At 61.4% G+C, this 14,963-nt stretch carries 17 protein-coding genes; 6 read left to right on the forward strand and 11 right to left on the reverse strand.

Annotated elements, in window-relative coordinates:
- Nucleotides 1-65: 65 nt before the first annotated feature.
- Entirely contained in the window at nt 66-1,028 is a 963-nt protein-coding gene (locus ATN37_RS26960; RefSeq protein WP_081558375.1) for a sensor domain-containing diguanylate cyclase, read from the reverse strand.
- Between the two features lie 173 nt (nt 1,029-1,201).
- On the opposite strand from ATN37_RS26960, the gene ATN37_RS26965 reads away from it, so the two are divergent.
- Entirely contained in the window at nt 1,202-2,470 is a 1,269-nt protein-coding gene (locus ATN37_RS26965; RefSeq protein ID WP_218695839.1) for a VWA domain-containing protein, read from the forward strand.
- Between the two features lies 1 nt (nt 2,471).
- Here the strand turns inward: ATN37_RS26965 and ATN37_RS26970 are convergent, their stop codons facing one another.
- The 4 genes from ATN37_RS26970 to ATN37_RS26985 form a co-directional block, all read right to left on the reverse strand.
- Nucleotides 2,472-3,563, reverse strand: coding sequence for an alpha/beta fold hydrolase (locus ATN37_RS26970; protein WP_058226197.1), 1,092 nt, complete (start codon nt 3,561-3,563; stop codon nt 2,472-2,474).
- A 170-nt stretch (nt 3,564-3,733) separates the two neighbouring features.
- Nucleotides 3,734-4,360, reverse strand: coding sequence for a superoxide dismutase (locus ATN37_RS26975; protein ID WP_030535220.1), 627 nt, complete (start codon nt 4,358-4,360; stop codon nt 3,734-3,736).
- A complete protein-coding gene (locus ATN37_RS26980) occupies nt 4,353-4,925 on the reverse strand; it encodes a flavin reductase family protein (RefSeq protein ID WP_042451450.1) in 573 nt (190 codons plus the stop codon). The genes ATN37_RS26975 and ATN37_RS26980 overlap by 8 nt, the downstream gene beginning before the upstream one ends.
- 105 nt (nt 4,926-5,030) lie before the next feature.
- A complete protein-coding gene (locus ATN37_RS26985; protein WP_003940048.1) occupies nt 5,031-5,876 on the reverse strand; it encodes an LLM class F420-dependent oxidoreductase in 846 nt (281 codons plus the stop codon).
- Nucleotides 5,877-5,964: 88 nt separating this feature from the next.
- Here ATN37_RS26985 and ATN37_RS26990 point away from each other — a divergent pair, with 88 nt between their 5' ends.
- The 5 genes from ATN37_RS26990 to ATN37_RS27010 all read left to right on the forward strand — a co-directional run bounded on the left by ATN37_RS26990 (nt 5,965) and on the right by ATN37_RS27010 (nt 10,210).
- The gene (locus ATN37_RS26990; RefSeq protein WP_218695840.1) at nt 5,965-6,891 is read left to right on the forward strand and encodes a bifunctional 2-polyprenyl-6-hydroxyphenol methylase/3-demethylubiquinol 3-O-methyltransferase UbiG; all 927 of its coding nucleotides are present in this window, start codon (nt 5,965-5,967) and stop codon (nt 6,889-6,891) included.
- Nucleotides 6,892-7,135: 244 nt separating this feature from the next.
- Nucleotides 7,136-7,993, forward strand: coding sequence for an ABC transporter permease (locus ATN37_RS26995; RefSeq protein WP_003939782.1), 858 nt, complete (start codon nt 7,136-7,138; stop codon nt 7,991-7,993).
- A complete protein-coding gene (locus ATN37_RS27000) occupies nt 7,990-9,090 on the forward strand; it encodes an aliphatic sulfonate ABC transporter substrate-binding protein (protein WP_218695841.1) in 1,101 nt (366 codons plus the stop codon). Before ATN37_RS26995 ends, ATN37_RS27000 begins: the two co-directional genes overlap by 4 nt.
- Complete coding sequence (locus ATN37_RS27005) at nt 9,074-9,901, forward strand: ABC transporter ATP-binding protein (RefSeq protein ID WP_007733784.1); 828 nt, start codon at nt 9,074-9,076, stop codon at nt 9,899-9,901. Before ATN37_RS27000 ends, ATN37_RS27005 begins: the two co-directional genes overlap by 17 nt.
- Before the next feature lie 81 nt (nt 9,902-9,982).
- A complete protein-coding gene (locus ATN37_RS27010) occupies nt 9,983-10,210 on the forward strand; it encodes a hypothetical protein (RefSeq protein ID WP_030535223.1) in 228 nt (75 codons plus the stop codon).
- A gap of 57 nt (nt 10,211-10,267) precedes the next feature.
- Here the strand turns inward: ATN37_RS27010 and ATN37_RS27015 are convergent, their stop codons facing one another.
- The 6 genes from ATN37_RS27015 to ATN37_RS27040 all read right to left on the reverse strand — a co-directional run bounded on the left by ATN37_RS27015 (nt 10,268) and on the right by ATN37_RS27040 (nt 14,929).
- On the reverse strand, nt 10,268-10,456 hold the full coding sequence (locus ATN37_RS27015) for a helix-turn-helix transcriptional regulator (protein WP_003940277.1): 189 nt from the start codon (nt 10,454-10,456) through the stop codon (nt 10,268-10,270).
- Nucleotides 10,456-10,875, reverse strand: a complete 420-nt coding sequence (locus tag ATN37_RS27020) for a hypothetical protein (RefSeq protein WP_218695843.1) — start codon at nt 10,873-10,875, stop codon at nt 10,456-10,458. Before ATN37_RS27020 ends, ATN37_RS27015 begins: the two co-directional genes overlap by 1 nt.
- A gap of 90 nt (nt 10,876-10,965) precedes the next feature.
- Nucleotides 10,966-11,484, reverse strand: a complete 519-nt coding sequence (locus ATN37_RS27025; RefSeq protein WP_003940356.1) for a GNAT family N-acetyltransferase — start codon at nt 11,482-11,484, stop codon at nt 10,966-10,968.
- A 19-nt stretch (nt 11,485-11,503) separates the two neighbouring features.
- A complete protein-coding gene (locus ATN37_RS27030; RefSeq protein ID WP_065455251.1) occupies nt 11,504-12,382 on the reverse strand; it encodes an SDR family oxidoreductase in 879 nt (292 codons plus the stop codon).
- Nucleotides 12,379-13,911 carry an NAD(P)/FAD-dependent oxidoreductase gene (locus ATN37_RS27035; RefSeq protein ID WP_054187715.1) on the reverse strand — a complete coding sequence of 511 codons (1,533 nt, stop codon included), beginning with the start codon at nt 13,909-13,911 and terminating at the stop codon, nt 12,379-12,381. Before ATN37_RS27035 ends, ATN37_RS27030 begins: the two co-directional genes overlap by 4 nt.
- Nucleotides 13,912-13,924: 13 nt before the next feature.
- The gene (locus ATN37_RS27040; protein ID WP_218695844.1) at nt 13,925-14,929 is read right to left on the reverse strand and encodes a patatin-like phospholipase family protein; all 1,005 of its coding nucleotides are present in this window, start codon (nt 14,927-14,929) and stop codon (nt 13,925-13,927) included.
- Nucleotides 14,930-14,963: the final 34 nt, after the last annotated feature.

Raw genomic sequence — 14,963 nt, forward strand, 5'->3', positions numbered from 1 at the left:
ACGGACCGAGCACCGCATCGAAGGGATCCTCCGATGCGGTGCCAACCGGCCGTGGAGGAGTCGAATCAGCGCTTCGAACGCTTGTGGCGGTACATCTCCGCATCGGCCGTATCCCAAGTCTCGGAAAGGCTTTGGGTCATGGAAAAGTCGGCTCGACCGATCGAACAACAGACGTCGGCATTCCGGAACGCCTTCTCCAAACACTCGAGCAGGTAGTCGACGGCGCGCGGCTGTGTATCGGGCAGAGCGATTCCGAACTCGTCTCCGCCCAACCGTGAAACCACCGCACCAGGGTGCGCGCACGCTGCCAAGATCTTGCCGGCCCTTTGAACGTATTCGTCGCCCGCGGCGTGGCCGAGTTCGTCGTTGATGGTCTTCATGCCGTCCAGATCGACGATGATGATAGCTCCCGGATCGGCGAATTGGCGGTACCGAGTTTGCTCGGCCTCGAGGATGCGATTCCACCCGCGCCGATTGAGAAGACCTGTCAACGGGTCGGTCTCGGCATCGAGTTGCGCAGTTTCGGCCAGTCGGACTGACTGCGCGCGCTGATAGTCGACATCGAGAATGGTTCCGAGAAGTCGGCACAGGAGATTGAGGAGGGCTAGGTTGTCCTCGAGTGCGGAGTCGCCCGCACTCGGGTCGGCGCCACACAGAGTGCCGAAGAGACTGCCGTCGTTGTGGAGGATTGGGATGCTGACGTATGCGCCAATGCCTTCCCACCTGCCATCACGGGACAGTGCGCGCACGAGCGCCCGATTCGAAGAGACTGGCGGCGCATTTCCGAGTACCACCTCGCTGCATATGGTGTTTGGCCAAGCCCGGGTCTCGCCGACTTCGATGTGGAGTGGGTTGGGTGAGACGGTGAGAAAGATTTGATTGGACCCGTCGAACCGCGTGATCGACCACAGTGCCAGCGGAAGATATTCGTCGAGGTAGGACACGACCGAGCGACTTGCGTCGTCGAAATTCGTCAAAGGTGGCAAGAGTGGCAACATCGGGATGGTGCGCGTCTGGCCGTGCGGCATTTTGACCTCCTGATCGACCCTAGGATTCTGTCGATGTTCAGGCTCTTGGTCCCGCGTGCGACAAATCTTCCACGAACAGTCTGCCTCGAGAATCCTCGCGATTGCTGAAAGTGTGCTGTGATTCTTCCGACCGCGGGGCCGTTGATTCTTTGGTGGCCAGCTAATCTTCCGGTATGGAGCTGGCGCGTGGAGCGAACACAGTCGTTGAGGGAACTTCGCTGAAGGTGGCGGTGAACGGTAGCGCCCCGGGCACGGTAGACCTGATGGTGTTCCAGCTCGACGAACGGAACGAAGTACGGGACGACGCAGATTTTGTCTTCTTCAATCAGCCGGTCTCACCCGAAGGCGCGGTGCGCTTGGAGTCCGGCGGCGTCATCGAAATCGACATTGCGAGGTTGCCCGCTGACATCCATCAGCTGAGTGTTGCCGTGGCACTTGATGCGGCGGCAAACGGAACCCTGTCTGCTGTCGGGGGCCTTGGGGTCGTGGTGGAGCAGGTTGGTTCCACCGCCATCGCGGCTCAGGCTTTGGGGTTGACGAGTGAGAGAGCAGCGGTTCTCGTCGAGATCTATCGCCGCGGCACGGGCTGGAAGCTGCGAAACGTGTCAGCTGGCTGGGACAGCGGATTGGCGGACCTGGTAACAGCATTCGGCGTTTCGGTCGACGAGGAACCGCCGGCTCGACCCGCCGGCTCTGCTGAATCGACAGGCGGTATCCGGACCGTGCCCGACGAAGCCAAACTCTCCATGGTGAAGCGGGAGAAGCTGGACCTCCGAAAGCGCGAAGTGGCCAAGGTCCTGCTGACCAAGGGTGGCAACGGAATTCGGGCACGGGTGGTCCTGGTGATCGACAAAACCGGAAGTATGGCCAAGCAGTACCGCACCAGAGTGGTGCATCGTGTTGTCGAACGCATGATTCCCGTTGCGATCCAACTCGATGACGACGGCAAGCTGGAGCCGTACTTGTATGCAGTCAGCTTCGTCAAACTCCCCGAGATCTCTGTCCATGACGCGGAAGAGTGGTCGGATACCTACCTGCACTTGCGCGGCTCGCACGGCGGATTCAACTACGACAAGATCGGCGCCGCAAATCGTGAAGTGCCGATCATGACTGAGATTCTTTCCGGCCTGACACGTGGTTCCGCGCCGACGCTCGTCCTGTTCTTCACCGACGGTGGCTTCAGCGAGCGCAAGGAAATCACGAAATTGATGCGCGAAGCGTCTGGGCTCCCGGCCTTTTGGCAGTTCGTCGGAATCGGCAAGGCCAACTACGGAGTGCTGGAGAAGCTCGACGACCTCGACGGCAGGGTGGTCGACAATGCCGGATTCTTCGCGCTGGACGACATCGACACCGTCGACGACGCCCAGTTGTACACCCGTTTGCTGAGTGAATTCCCGGATTGGCACAAGGCAGCTGTAGCCGCGGGCATCACAACGCCGTGATTTAGCTAGTCGAAACCAACTGCGGTGCATTCTCTTTCAAGAATTCGTCGATGTGCGCCCAGGTGGAGTCTCTCGCGGTGGGGCCGGCAACGAGCCCGAGGTGACTTCCCGGCGCCTTCTCGAACCGGACCGACGGCGCTCCGGTGAGGACCGACGTGATCGCTTCCACCGAAGCGATGGGTGCAATCACGTCAGTGGTGCCGCCGACCGCGAGAACGGGAACGCTCAGAGCTGACAGTTTGATCTCGCGTCCGGCAAGCGTGACGGTGTCGTTGAAGAGATTGTTGCCCAGCATGAGTTGTTCGCAGATCTGCTGAAAAGCCTTGCCGGGGTATCCAGGCATGGCTGCCATGAACTTGTCTATCGATTCCATGCGAGCCAGTGTCTCGGTGTTGTGGAGGTTGCGCATGATGAACCATGGCTTGAGAACTTCGCGCTGCAACGCCGTCACCTTGTAACTCGCCTGAACGAGTGGAGCAGGTAGTCCGCCGACAAGATTGGTCGCGGACGTGAGTGGGGTGTCGCCCGTATATTTGCCGATCAGCCTCAAGGGGCTGATAGCGGGAATCTTCGTGTAATCGATTGGCGTTCCGATTGCCGTGATCGATGCGATCGGCAGGTCGGAGTGAGCGGAGCCCGTGAGCAGAGACATGGTCCCGCCGAGGCTCCACCCGATCAGCGAAACCGGTGCGCCGTCATGTAGGTCCGAGATCGTACGGATCGCTTCCGGGATGATGTCGTCGACCCAGGCCTCGAAACCCATCCCGCGGTCGGAGTACCGCATGGTCCCGTAGTCGAGGAGGTAGGGCGTGTTCGCCCCATCCAGTAGGTGCGCGGCGAGGCTTTGGCCCGCACGAAGGTCGTAACAGTCGGCTGAAACCGCGAGGGGCGGTACGAGGAGAACCGGATTACCTCTTGGCCTCCACAATGCGCCGAAGCGATACAGATCGCGGTGTGGACCTTCGCTGATCAGTACGGACGGGGTGCGTTCGGTCTTCTCGACACCGTCGCCGAACGAGAGTCCCCATGCATTGCGTGCTGCGGTGTCCAGCGTCGGACGCCATGTCGCGATCAAACCACTGATATCGAGCACTGGTTCCCCTCGGAGTCGAATCGGCGGACGGCCGAGTCAGCCGCGCTCGGTGTATGTTACCTGCCTTCACATACATCGACTTCGTGGGTGCAGAAACCCAGCTCGGCAACGGAGCCACCGTGCCGAGCTGGGGTGATCGGGGTGAAGCGGCAGTGATCAGGTGGGGACGATCAGGCGGGGACGATCAAGCCCGTCGCCGCCGTGGCCGTTGCGTAACGCTGTGCAACGTCTTCCCAGTTGATGACGTTCCAGTAGGCCTTCACGTAGTCGGCCTTGACGTTCTTGTACTGCAGGTAGAAAGCGTGCTCCCACATGTCGAGCATGAGCAACGGAACGATACCGATGCTGATGTTGCCTTGCTGGTCGGTGAGCTGCTCGATGACCAGGCGCTGCCCGACCGTGTCGTAGGCCAGTACCGCCCAGCCGGACCCCTGCAAAGTGGTTGCTACAGCGGAGAAGTGGTTGACGAATGCGTCGAAGGTGCCGAAGTGCTCGTCGATTGCGGCTGCCAACTCGCCCTCTGGCCGCTCACCGCCGTTGGGGGAGAGGTTCTTCCAGAAGATGGAGTGATTGGTGTGGCCGCCGAGGTGGAAGGCGAGGTTCTTGCTGAGCAGCGGCGCCTTCGCGGTGATCGTGCCGTCTTCGCGCGCAGCAGCCAACTGCTCGATTGCGCTGTTGGCGCCCGCCACGTACGTGGCGTGGTGCTTGCTGTGGTGCAGTTCCATGATCTCGCCGGAGATGTGCGGTTCGAGAGCGGCGTAGTCGTAATCCAGTTCGGGGAGAACGTATTCAGTCATGTGACATGCCTTCCTTTGAGGAAATGTTGTGAGTCGAGAGATTCCGATAGGTTCGATTGTGATAGACGAGCGGCGCTGACATGTGCTGCGGATCGATGACGTCGACGACGCGTGCAGTGACGATCACTGCGGCGCCACATGTAGTGGCATTCAAGGGAACCGCACGCAGGGCGTGGCCTGTCCCATGTAGGAACGGTTCACCCGTCGAGAGAAACGACCAGGGCATATCGTCTCCGAAGCGCACAGCGCCGCGGGTTGCGAACGTGGAAGCCAGTCGTTCGTTCGCCGAATTTGCCAGGTGAACAACAAAACTGCGGGCGGAAGCGATGACGCTCGCAGAGCCTCGCAACGACTGCAGTGAAAACGCCAGAACTGCAGGATCGGCGCTGATCGAGATCACCGACGATGACGTGATGCCGGCCGGGCCGTCATCGCCCGTTGCGGTGATGATCGAGACGCCGGCGGGATGGTTCCGGAACGCCTCGACGAAGGAGTTTCGGATGGACGGCTCCGCATCAACAGAGTCGTCCGAAACAGATTGGGTGCCAACCAGTTTTGTGGTCACTCCTCGCCCCTCTTCTGTCTCGGGTTTTGCTGCCGTTGCACTGTCTTGTGCAATACCGACGTTAAAACCTCGAGTGCAGTTGAGGTCAAGATGCTGTGGCGGACCTCACCGTCCGAGCTTGGCTGCCAGGCGTTCCATGTATCCGACAACCTCTTCGGGGCTCTTGTCCGGAGTGCCGAACATTGCTTCGGTGACACCGATGTCTTCCCAGTGGGCGAGCTTCTCCGAATCGGGTTTGCCTGCCAGGACGGTTATTTCAGGCTCGCCGACTCTACCTGCTTCGGCCCAGATCTTTCGGAGCAGTTCCACGTTTCCGTCGATCTCCTGCTCGATGGGTGTAGTGATCCACCCGTCGGCAGAATTTGCGATCCACTTGAAAGTCTTCTCGTTGCCGCCGCCGCCCAACAAGATGGGAGGACGGGGCTTCTGAACGGGCTTGGGCCAGGCCCAACTAGGCCCGTACTTCACGAATTGGCCGTCGTACGAAGCTTCTTCCTTCGACCACAGTTCACCCATGGCTTCGAGATACTCCCGGAGTGCGGTCCGGCGTTTGTTGGGCGGTACGCCGTGGTCGGCGAGTTCCTCTGCATTCCAGCCGAATCCGACTCCGAAAACCACGCGTCCGTCGGAAAGATGGTCCAGCGATGCGATGGTTTTCGCGAGAGTGATCGGATCGTGCTCGAGGGGGAGTGCCACCGAGGTGCCCAATCGGATGGTGCTCGTGACCGACGCGGCGGTGCCGAGGGCAACCCAGGGGTCGAGTGTGCGCATGTAACGGTCGTCGGGCAATTCGGCCGACTGGGTTCCGGGGTGATCGGAATCCCTCGAGACGGGGATGTGAGTGTGCTCCGGAACGTAAAAGGCGTCGAATCCATTCGCCTCCGCAGCCTTTGCTGCATCGGCAGGGCGGATGCCGCGATCACTGGTGAACAGGCTGAGTCCGTAGCGCACTGGTTCTCCTTCGATGGTCCGTCGAAAAACTGTAACCTGTTGCATCTTCGTTCGGATAGGTTTCCAGCCCAGTAAATCGATTGCCGACGTGACCGGGGACGTGGTGAACTCGGGCGGACTTGTTGTGGGTCGAGAAGTGGATGCAGTAGAGGTGGATGCAGTAGTGATGGATGCAGCGGAGATGAATCGGTTGTCGTGGAATGCGGCGACCGTCGCTCACAACAGTCACAAAGGAGACCAGGGACAGTTCTTTCGCAACGGCGGGTCGACCTTGTATCCGGAAGAACTGGCGCTGCTCGGCGAGATCGACGGCTCCTCGATTCTTCATCTGCAGTGCAATTCCGGTCAGGATTCGTTGAGTTTGGCCGCTCTCGGTGCCGCGGTGACCGGCGTCGACATCGCGGATTCCGCGATCGACTTCGCCCGAACCTTGTCCGCGGAATCCGGAATTGCCGCCGATTTCGAGCGTGCCGATGTATCTGCGTGGCTCCGCGCTGCTGCCGCTGGCCAGAGAAAGTTCGACCGAGTCTTTTCTTCGTACGGAACGGTGATCTGGTTACCCGATCTCGACCAGTGGGCCGAGGGGATTGCCGGTGTTCTCGCGCCGAACGGTCGATTCGTTCTGGTGGAGTTTCATCCGTTTGCCATGTGTTTCGACGAGAGGTGGTCGCTGACATACCCGTACGGAGGCGGGACTCCCGTGACCGAACCCCGTGGCGTGGGCGACTACGTGGCAGATTCGGCCGATCTCGTCTTGCCAGGCGCTGAGGGAAAAGGAGTCGAGAACTTCGAAAATCCTTTCCCCTCATGTGAATTCAACTGGTCCATTTCCGAGGTGCTAGGAACTTTGCGGCGCGCCGGATTGACGCTCGAGTCTTTCGACGAGTACCCGTACGCCAACGGTTGGCAAGGATTCGAGGAGATGGCTGAACTCGGCGGCAAGCGTTGGGGAGTCCCGGCCGGACGACCCGAGATCCCGCTCATGTATTCGCTGTCGGTTCGCTTGGCCGACTGACGCCTATTTCCCCCGCATTTGCGGGTAATTGCAGACACAGGTAGTAATTACCCCCATGCCCTCGACGCCACTGACACGACGCATCGCCGTCGACCTGTGCCGTCTTGGTGCCAACTGCTGTTGCTGTTGATTCCTTCCGACTCTCCTGAGTGAGAATGGCGCCGCTCTGTGCGCCTTCGCCCCTGCATATGCGCCCGTTGCTGCATGTGTGCCGGAATTTTCCGTACGTCGAGGAAGAACAGCGATGTCGACTCCTGTCGAAGCAATAGAACCAACATCAGTCACGGAACCGAACCGTGAGCCGCGTCGGCCGTGGACTTCGAGTGCGACCACTGTCGGACTGCCGGTGCTTTCCGTGATCGCATTCTTGGCCCTGTGGCAGGTCGCTGCCGCGAGCGGCACCTGGAGTGAGACCTTCGTGCCGTTCCCGAGCACGGTCTGGCATGCCTTCGTCAACACGATGACCACGCACGACGGAGTGCGCGGCTACCAGGGCTACCTGCTCTGGGAGCACCTCTACATGACGCTGCGACGGGTGCTGGTCGGTGTGATCATCGGCGTCGGATTGGGCGTGATCCTCGGTTTGGCCATGGGATCGGTGACATGGCTGCGGAGCCTGCTCGAACCGTGGTTGACGTTCCTGCGCGCACTGCCGCCCCTGGCGTATTTCTTCCTGCTGGTGATCTGGCTGGGAATCGACGAGGCGCCGAAGATTACATTGCTGGCGCTCGCTGCTCTTCCGCCGGCAGCGGTGGCCACCACAGCTGCTGTGGTCGCGGCGCCGGTCGGACTGGTCGAAGCGGCCAGGGCCCTGGGAGCCTCACGGGCGCAAGTGATCCGGGACGTCGTCGTCCCGTCGGCCTTACCGGAAACTTTCACGGGCATTCGGCTGTCGGTAGGTATGGCGTACTCGTCGGTGGTCGCGGCCGAACTGTTCAACGGCATCCCCGGAATCGGCGGAATGGTCAAGGATGCAAGCAATTACAACAACACGCCGGTCGTGCTGGTGGGGATCTTTGCCATCGGATTCTCCGGCCTGATCATCGACGGACTGCTGCGGGCTGCAGAGCGCCGCGCCGTTCCCTGGAGGGGAAAAGTATGACTGACAATCAGAAACACGCCAGCAGCAATCTGAAGCGCAGCAGTAATTCGACGCGCAATGAAGGAAGGGCTGCCCGGACGGCGTTCACGGTGCTGATCGGCGTCCTTGCCCTTGTTCTCGGTGCGTGCTCGGTGGATCATTCGGGCCAGGATTCGTCCAAGGAAACGATCCGTATCGCTTACCAGTCGTTCCCGAGCGGCGACTTGATAGTCAAGAACAATCGCTGGCTCGAAGACGCACTGCCCGAGTACAACGTGAAGTGGACGAAGTTCGATTCGGGAGCCGACATCAACACCGCCTTCATCGCCGGTGAAATCGATTTCGGCGCAATCGGTTCGAGTCCGGTTGCTCGTGGACTCTCGGCACCGCTGAACATTCCGTATCAGGTCGCGTTTGTTCTGGACGTGGCCGGCGACAACGAAGCCCTGGTGGCGCGCAACGCAACCGGAATCAAGACCGTCGCAGATCTGCGCGGCAAGAAAGTGGCCACGGCATTCGCCTCGACCGCGCACTACAGTCTGCTGGCAGCGCTGAACCAGGCCGGACTCAGTGCCGACGACGTCCAATTGGTGGATCTCCAGCCGCAAGCATCCCTCGCAGCCTGGCAGCGCGGTGACATCGATGCCGTCTACACCTGGCTGCCCACGCTCGACGAACTCCGTAAGGACGGAACACAGTTGATCGCCAGCCGTGAGCTCGCGACAGCAGGAAAGCCGACACTCGATCTTGGTGTGGTGTCGACTGCGTTTGCCAAGAATCACCCCGAGATCGTCGACACCTGGCGCCAGGTTCAGGCCCGCGCGCTCACGACGATCGCCACTGATCCGAACGCGGCAGCGGAAGCTGTTGCCGCACAATTAGGCGCCTCGAAGGAAGACGCGGCAGCGCAGTTGAAACAGGGTGTGTTCCTCACTCCGGAGCAGATCTCCTCGCCGGAATGGTTGGGCACCGAGGGCGCTCCCGGGAATCTGGCAGTGAACCTGCAGAGTGCAGCGCAATTCCTGGCCGAGCAGAAGCAGATCGACAGTGTGCCTGACCTGACGGTCTTTCAGAGTGCTCTCTATGTGAAGGGGCTTCCCGATGTCCTTGACCAGTAGCGTGACCGCGCAGCAGGCCTCGGGTGGATTCGCCCCCGACCGCCCGGGCGCGATCCGAATCGACACCGTCTCACACAGGTACGGCCACGGTCGAGAGTCCGTCACGGCACTCGGGCCCGTATCGATCGACGTCACACCTGGTGAGTTTCTGGTTCTCGTCGGAGCGTCGGGTTGCGGCAAGAGCACATTGCTGCGGCTGATCGCGGGTTTCGAAAGTCCTTCCAGTGGAACGGTTCAGGTCTCCGGATCCGACCCGATTCCCGGGTCGAGTGCGGGAGTGGTGTTTCAGCAGCCACGGCTCTTTCCGTGGAAATCGGTGGGCGGCAACATCGATCTGGCACTCAAATACGCCGGCGTTGCGAAGAGCGAACGCGGGCAAAGGCGTGACGAGCTTCTCGACCGCGTCGGTCTGGTCGGCACTGCGGACCGGCGTATCTGGGAAATCTCCGGGGGGCAGCAGCAGCGGGTGGCAATTGCTCGTGCCTTGGCGGCCGAAACGTCGTTGCTCCTGTTGGACGAACCCTTTGCCGCGCTGGACGCCCTCACTCGCGAGCGTCTGCAGGAGGACCTGCGCAGTGTCAGTGCCGAATCGGGGCGAACAAGTGTCTTCGTCACTCACAGTGCCGACGAGGCGGCCTTTCTCGGCTCCCGCGTCGTAGTTCTGACAAGCCGACCGGGCAAGGTCGCGCTCGACCTGAAAATCGATCTGCCACGAACCGGCGTCGATCCCGACGATCTCCGAGGCTCACCCGAATACGCGGCATTCCGAGCCGAAGTCGGCCATGCGGTCAAGGTTGCAGCTGCAGCGTAGGTACCCTGCGCGTCGACTACCAGGTGGCCGCGTCGATAATGGGAAGGAGAACGTGCAGGACACGACGAACAAGGAGTGGTCATGGCAACTGAGGTGGAGTCCGGTGACCTCGTGCAGGCAGCCGGCCATGCGGGTCCGTGGACGGTAGTCGAAGTTCGCCAGGGGATGGCGCTGCTCGAACACAGTGACGGGCACAGGTTGTCGCGTCGAACGACGACGTTGACCGTCGTCCGCAAGGGCTCGGGCAAGAAGGCAACGGCCGTCGAAGACGGGAAGGACGAAAACGGATCGCCAACTCTGTTCGACTGAAACCGCAGCTCGACTGAAACCGCAGCTCGACTGATCTTCCGTCAGTTCGAGACGGCGTCAGCTGGAGAAAATGTCGTCTACGCGTTTGTCGAAGTATTCGGCGATTCGGAACGCCAGTGACAGACGCGGGTCGAAGTGTCCCTTCTCGATCGAGATGACGGTCTGGCGTGTGATGCCGAGCGCGTCGGCGCACGCTTGCTGTGACAATCCGGCTGCCGTACGAAGTTCTTGAAGGTTGTTGCGCATCAGATCTCGTCAGATCTCGAATGTGGGGTGCGGTCCCTCGACACTGCCCAGTACCGGATTCCGAAGTCGGCCAGACCGAGGGCTGTAAACATTACGAGCGGCAGTTCGGGAGCGCCGAAGACATTGTGCGCGATCAGCGCGATCCCCATGGCAGTGATCAAGTCGGTGAACGCGCCGAAGCCGGCCTTGCGACTCCATTCTGTTTCGACGGTGTCCTCGGGGTAGGCGGGGGCCTTGTCGTTCTCCGATGGAAAAAGGGCCCACGCCGACCCGATACAAGCCGGTGCCATGACGATTGCGAAGACGATGAAGGCCAACGTCTTCCGATCATCGGCGGTCAATGTTGCAAAAAAGCTGAAGGCTAGCGTTGCTGCGACGCCGATACCGATGATCAGGCTCCACCGTGCCGTGGTGCTCATGAAGCCTCCCAGGTGTAAGAGTTCTTTGACATGCCTGAGCGTAGGTCTACGTGCGCTGGATGTCAAAGAACTCTTACATCGCGCTGAGGGTCAAGCGACCCCGAACGGCGCTGCGTATGAAAACTTCCCCGTCTGATCGGGGCGGTGCGTGGTGAGGGTCCTGATCTGAAAGTGCTCGCCCCACTCGGCTTCCGGAGACTCGATCCCGGCGTCCGTGCTGGTGACGAACCCGAACTGCGGGTAGTACTCGGTGCTGCCCAGGAGGGCGAGCAGTGGCACGTCCAGAGCGTCGGACGCACCGATCACCGCGTGCATCAGCGCCGAACCGACGCCGCTGCGTTGGTTGTCCGGTGTGACTGCCAACGGGCCGAGGCCAACCGCCTCAACGGGACCGACCCATCCGCGTGTTCCGATCACGAAACCAACGATCTCATCACCGGCGACGGCGACAAGGGACAACTTCGGTAAGTAGTCGTTCGAGGCGAAGAGCTGACGTGTCAGTTCGATCTCGTAGGGAGACTCGCCGGGCGGCGCTTGGTCGGCAAACGCCGCCCCGAGCAGTGAATAGATTGCGTCACGGTCGGAAGAAGTTTCGCGGCGGATGTACATGGCCACGAAACTACCCGCTTCATCTCCGATCGTGCTCCTCGTTTTCGGCCTGACGTGCCACTCGCTTTTCGTAATCCGCACGCCCGTTCGGATCTACCGATGTCAGCGCGCGGCGATCGTCGATCACCCGGCGTCCGATGTTGATCATCCATTCGGGTACTACAGCGTCGATGAGGTCCCAGCCCGCAAGGTAACGCGGAACAGTAGTTTCGGCTCGCCGGTGCGCGACCGTGTCGACGACAGCTTCGGCCACGACCTCGGGTTCAACCGTCGGCATGCCCTTTCCGAGTGGCACACCGGAGGAGAGCCCGGTGCGCACCGCGCTGGGCAGGATGGCGCTGACGCTGACGCCGGAATCTGCGAATTCGACACGAGCAGAGGCGGAAAGGCCCACCGCACCGAACTTGCTTGCGTTGTACACGGCCATTCCTGGCACCGGTAGCTTGCCTGCCATGGATGCGATGTTGACGACATGACCGCGTCGCCGATCCACCATGCCGGGCAGCACGGTGCGCATCCCGTGAATCGGGCCCCAGACATTGACGTCGAGGGTTACTCGACTGGTGGCGTCGGACTCGTCGAGGAAGCTGCCGAGCGGCATCACGCCCGCATTGTTGACCAGAATGTCGATGTGACCGAATTCGCCGATCACTGTGGAGACGAACACATCCCAGGATTCGCGTGAGGTGACGTCCAGAGCGTACCCGCGGGCCCGTGCGCCGATGGATGCGGCGGTGTCGACGGCCGTCTCCTCGTCGAGGTCGCCGACGCAGACGAGTGCGCCGCGAGCTGCGAACAACTCCGCTGTGGCCCGGCCGATTCCGCGGCCACCTCCGGAGATGACGACGACTGCTCCGTCGAGATCGATCGGCGGGTAGGTGGTGCCGAAAAGGCTCATGTGGTGTACTCCGGTTCGGGGGTGGTGGTGGGCTCAGCGGGGGTGTCGTCTGACGCAGGGTTGTCGGACAGCGTGTGGTTGTAGGCGTATGGATCGAAGGCCCGTAGCCGTCGACGCATGGCTCCTGACGACCACGGCCAGTTGAAGCTGTTGCGGCCGTTGACGTCGAAGAAATAGCTTTCGCAACCACCGGCGTTGTAGACCGTGGTACCCAATGCCTCCTGAACTTGAGAGTTGAAGGCTGCCTGTACTTCCGGGCGCACGTCGATGGTTTTCCAGCCGTGCCGACGAGCGTGGCCGATCGCCTGTGCCACATAGTTCAGTTGGGCTTCCAGAATCATGAAGGCCGACGTGTGTCCGGTGCCGAGGCTCGGGCCCAGCAGAATGAACGCGTTGGGGAATCCGCTGACGGCGGAACCGAAGTACGCCCGCGGGCTTCCCTGCCAATGATCGTCGAGTGATCGACCTTCTCCGTCGAATACCTTTGATGCGATGGGCATGTCGAGGATGTGGAAGCCGGTTCCGAAGATGATGGCGTCCACTTCCGATTCCACTCCGTCGGCTCCGATCACGGTGTTGCCGTGGATCTCTTCGACTGCGTTGGCATGGACGGTCACGTTGGGTCTGCCGAGGGCCGGGTAGTACGAGTTCGACATGAGTAGTCGCTTGCAACCGAGGGTGTAGTCGGGAGTCAGCGCCTTGCGTAGCTTCGGATCGCGCACCTGCAAGCGCAATTGGGCCGACCCGAGTTTCTGCACGATACGCAGGATCCACGGATTGCGGAACCCCAATCCAAGCGCTTCCATGATTCCGTATTCGATGCTGCGTAGAGCCTTGTGCGCTCCCGGTACGAATCGCATGACGGACCTTTCGATCCGCGGTACGTAGTGATCGGGTTTGGGAAGGACCCATTGAGCTGTGCGTTGGTAAAGGTGAAGGGCGGACACGTCGGAGACGATGCGCGGCACGAATTGGACTGCGGAAGCGCCGGTACCTACGACGGCGACGCGCTTTCCGGTCAAGTCGTAGTCGTGATTCCACTGCGAGGAATGAAACACCTCGCCCTCGAACGTTTCCAGCCCGGGGATCGCCGGCGTCAAGGGTTCGTTCCACGGGCCGGCGGCGGCTATCACGAAACGAGCAGTGAGTTCACCGCTGGAAGTTGTGATCTTCCAGAGTGATTGCGATGCGTCCCACTGTGCGGAGAGCATTTCTACCCCGAAGCGAACGTGCTTGTCGACCCCGTGGCGGACGGCCGTGTCCTCGATGTACTCGCGGATCTCCGGCTGCTCCGCGAACAGTCGGGTCCAATCCGGATTGGCGGCAAAGGAATACGAGTACAGGCCGGACGGGACGTCGCAGGCACAACCGGGATAGGTGTTGGCGCGCCAGGTGCCGCCGAGGGAGTCCGCTTTCTCGAGCAGGACAAAATTGTCGATCCCGAGGCGCTGCAGGTGAATTGCTGCACCGATCCCGGAGATCCCGCCACCGATGATCACGACCTCGAAGTGGTCAGTTCTGTTGTTCACTGAGTCTGCGCTTTCACTGGTGGGACGGGGTGGAGTGGAACGGGCGCGCATCGAGTTCGCGTTTCACGCTCGCACGTGTTGTACGTAGGGATGATTCGAAGGTGGCGAGCCGCCGTCGGCCGTCCATGAAGTTGGCGCCCATGACGGCGAGATCGTCGTCGGTGGCGTCTATGCGCAAGACCCTGGTTCCCGCAGCGCGCACCAGTTCGATTTCCCGGTCGAGGCCCTTGGACATGGAGTTCCGCAGGGCGCCGCGTTCGATACGGGCGGCGCCGTGCGCCGGCTTCAGTGTTCGAGATGCCATGGGCGCCAGTACAACCAGCTCGTCGAGTTCGAGGGGGAGCAGGAGGTCTACCGATGCCGTGGACGCCGCGCCGCCGTCGATGTACCTGACGCCGTCGATGGTGACAGGTGGGAACCAGCCGGGAATCGCCCAAGACGCTCGAAGCGCTTCACCGACTGTCGCTTTCGGAGCCCCCTGTGCCCCGAACGCGACCCGTCGCCCGGTTCTGTAGTCCATGGATACCATGTACGCGCACGGATGTGGGAGCCACGAATCGCCAGGGGCAAGAGATTCGGCGAGCGTGGTGAGCCAGGACGGGTCGCCGCCACCACGCGGTGCGATACCGCTCATCCGGCTCAGAACGGGAAGATCTCGACGTGTCACCAGTCGTGGATTGCCGATCCCCAAACTCGGAAGTGGCGGGATTCTTCCGGGCGCCGATGCTGTGTGGGCGAGGAGTTCGGGACGTGCGGCGGGCTCTCCGAGTTGCATGGCTACCAACTCGTCGACGCCGACTCCGCTGCCGAGCATTGTCACGAACTCGGCTCCGGCGGACGTGCCGATGATGGCGGTGGCTTCGCGGGGATCCCAGTCGAGGGCGTCCCGAACCGAGGCGAGGGCAGCAACGGTCCAGGCGAAGCCGAGGGTGCCGCCGCATCCGATTGCCAATCCCCGTCTAGGCGCGCTGTGTCGTCCGGACCCGGGCGCGGTGGTGCCGGTCACTTCTGAAGTCATATTTCGGAGACTATCAGTATCTGAATAACGTGGG

The sequence above is a fragment of the Rhodococcus sp. MH15 genome, from assembly GCF_019266045.1.
In the GTDB taxonomy this organism is placed as follows: domain Bacteria; phylum Actinomycetota; class Actinomycetes; order Mycobacteriales; family Mycobacteriaceae; genus Rhodococcus_F; species Rhodococcus_F qingshengii.

Excerpts from the sequence above, each read along its gene's own strand:
- ATN37_RS26960 (WP_081558375.1), bottom strand. The coding sequence starts at position 1,028 with ATGCCGCACGGCCAGACGCGCACCATCCCGATGTTGCCACTCTTGCCA.
- ATN37_RS26965 (WP_218695839.1), top strand. The coding sequence starts at position 1,202 with ATGGAGCTGGCGCGTGGAGCGAACACAGTCGTTGAGGGAACTTCGCTG.
- ATN37_RS26975 (WP_030535220.1), bottom strand. The coding sequence starts at position 4,360 with ATGACTGAATACGTTCTCCCCGAACTGGATTACGACTACGCCGCTCTC.
- ATN37_RS26995 (WP_003939782.1), top strand. The coding sequence starts at position 7,136 with ATGTCGACTCCTGTCGAAGCAATAGAACCAACATCAGTCACGGAACCG.
- ATN37_RS27000 (WP_218695841.1), top strand. The coding sequence starts at position 7,990 with ATGACTGACAATCAGAAACACGCCAGCAGCAATCTGAAGCGCAGCAGT.
- ATN37_RS27005 (WP_007733784.1), top strand. The coding sequence starts at position 9,074 with ATGTCCTTGACCAGTAGCGTGACCGCGCAGCAGGCCTCGGGTGGATTC.
- ATN37_RS27010 (WP_030535223.1), top strand. The coding sequence starts at position 9,983 with ATGGCAACTGAGGTGGAGTCCGGTGACCTCGTGCAGGCAGCCGGCCAT.
- ATN37_RS27015 (WP_003940277.1), bottom strand. The coding sequence starts at position 10,456 with ATGCGCAACAACCTTCAAGAACTTCGTACGGCAGCCGGATTGTCACAG.
- ATN37_RS27020 (WP_218695843.1), bottom strand. The coding sequence starts at position 10,875 with ATGAGCACCACGGCACGGTGGAGCCTGATCATCGGTATCGGCGTCGCA.
- ATN37_RS27025 (WP_003940356.1), bottom strand. The coding sequence starts at position 11,484 with ATGTACATCCGCCGCGAAACTTCTTCCGACCGTGACGCAATCTATTCA.
- ATN37_RS27030 (WP_065455251.1), bottom strand. The coding sequence starts at position 12,382 with ATGAGCCTTTTCGGCACCACCTACCCGCCGATCGATCTCGACGGAGCA.
- ATN37_RS27040 (WP_218695844.1), bottom strand. The coding sequence starts at position 14,929 with ATGACTTCAGAAGTGACCGGCACCACCGCGCCCGGGTCCGGACGACAC.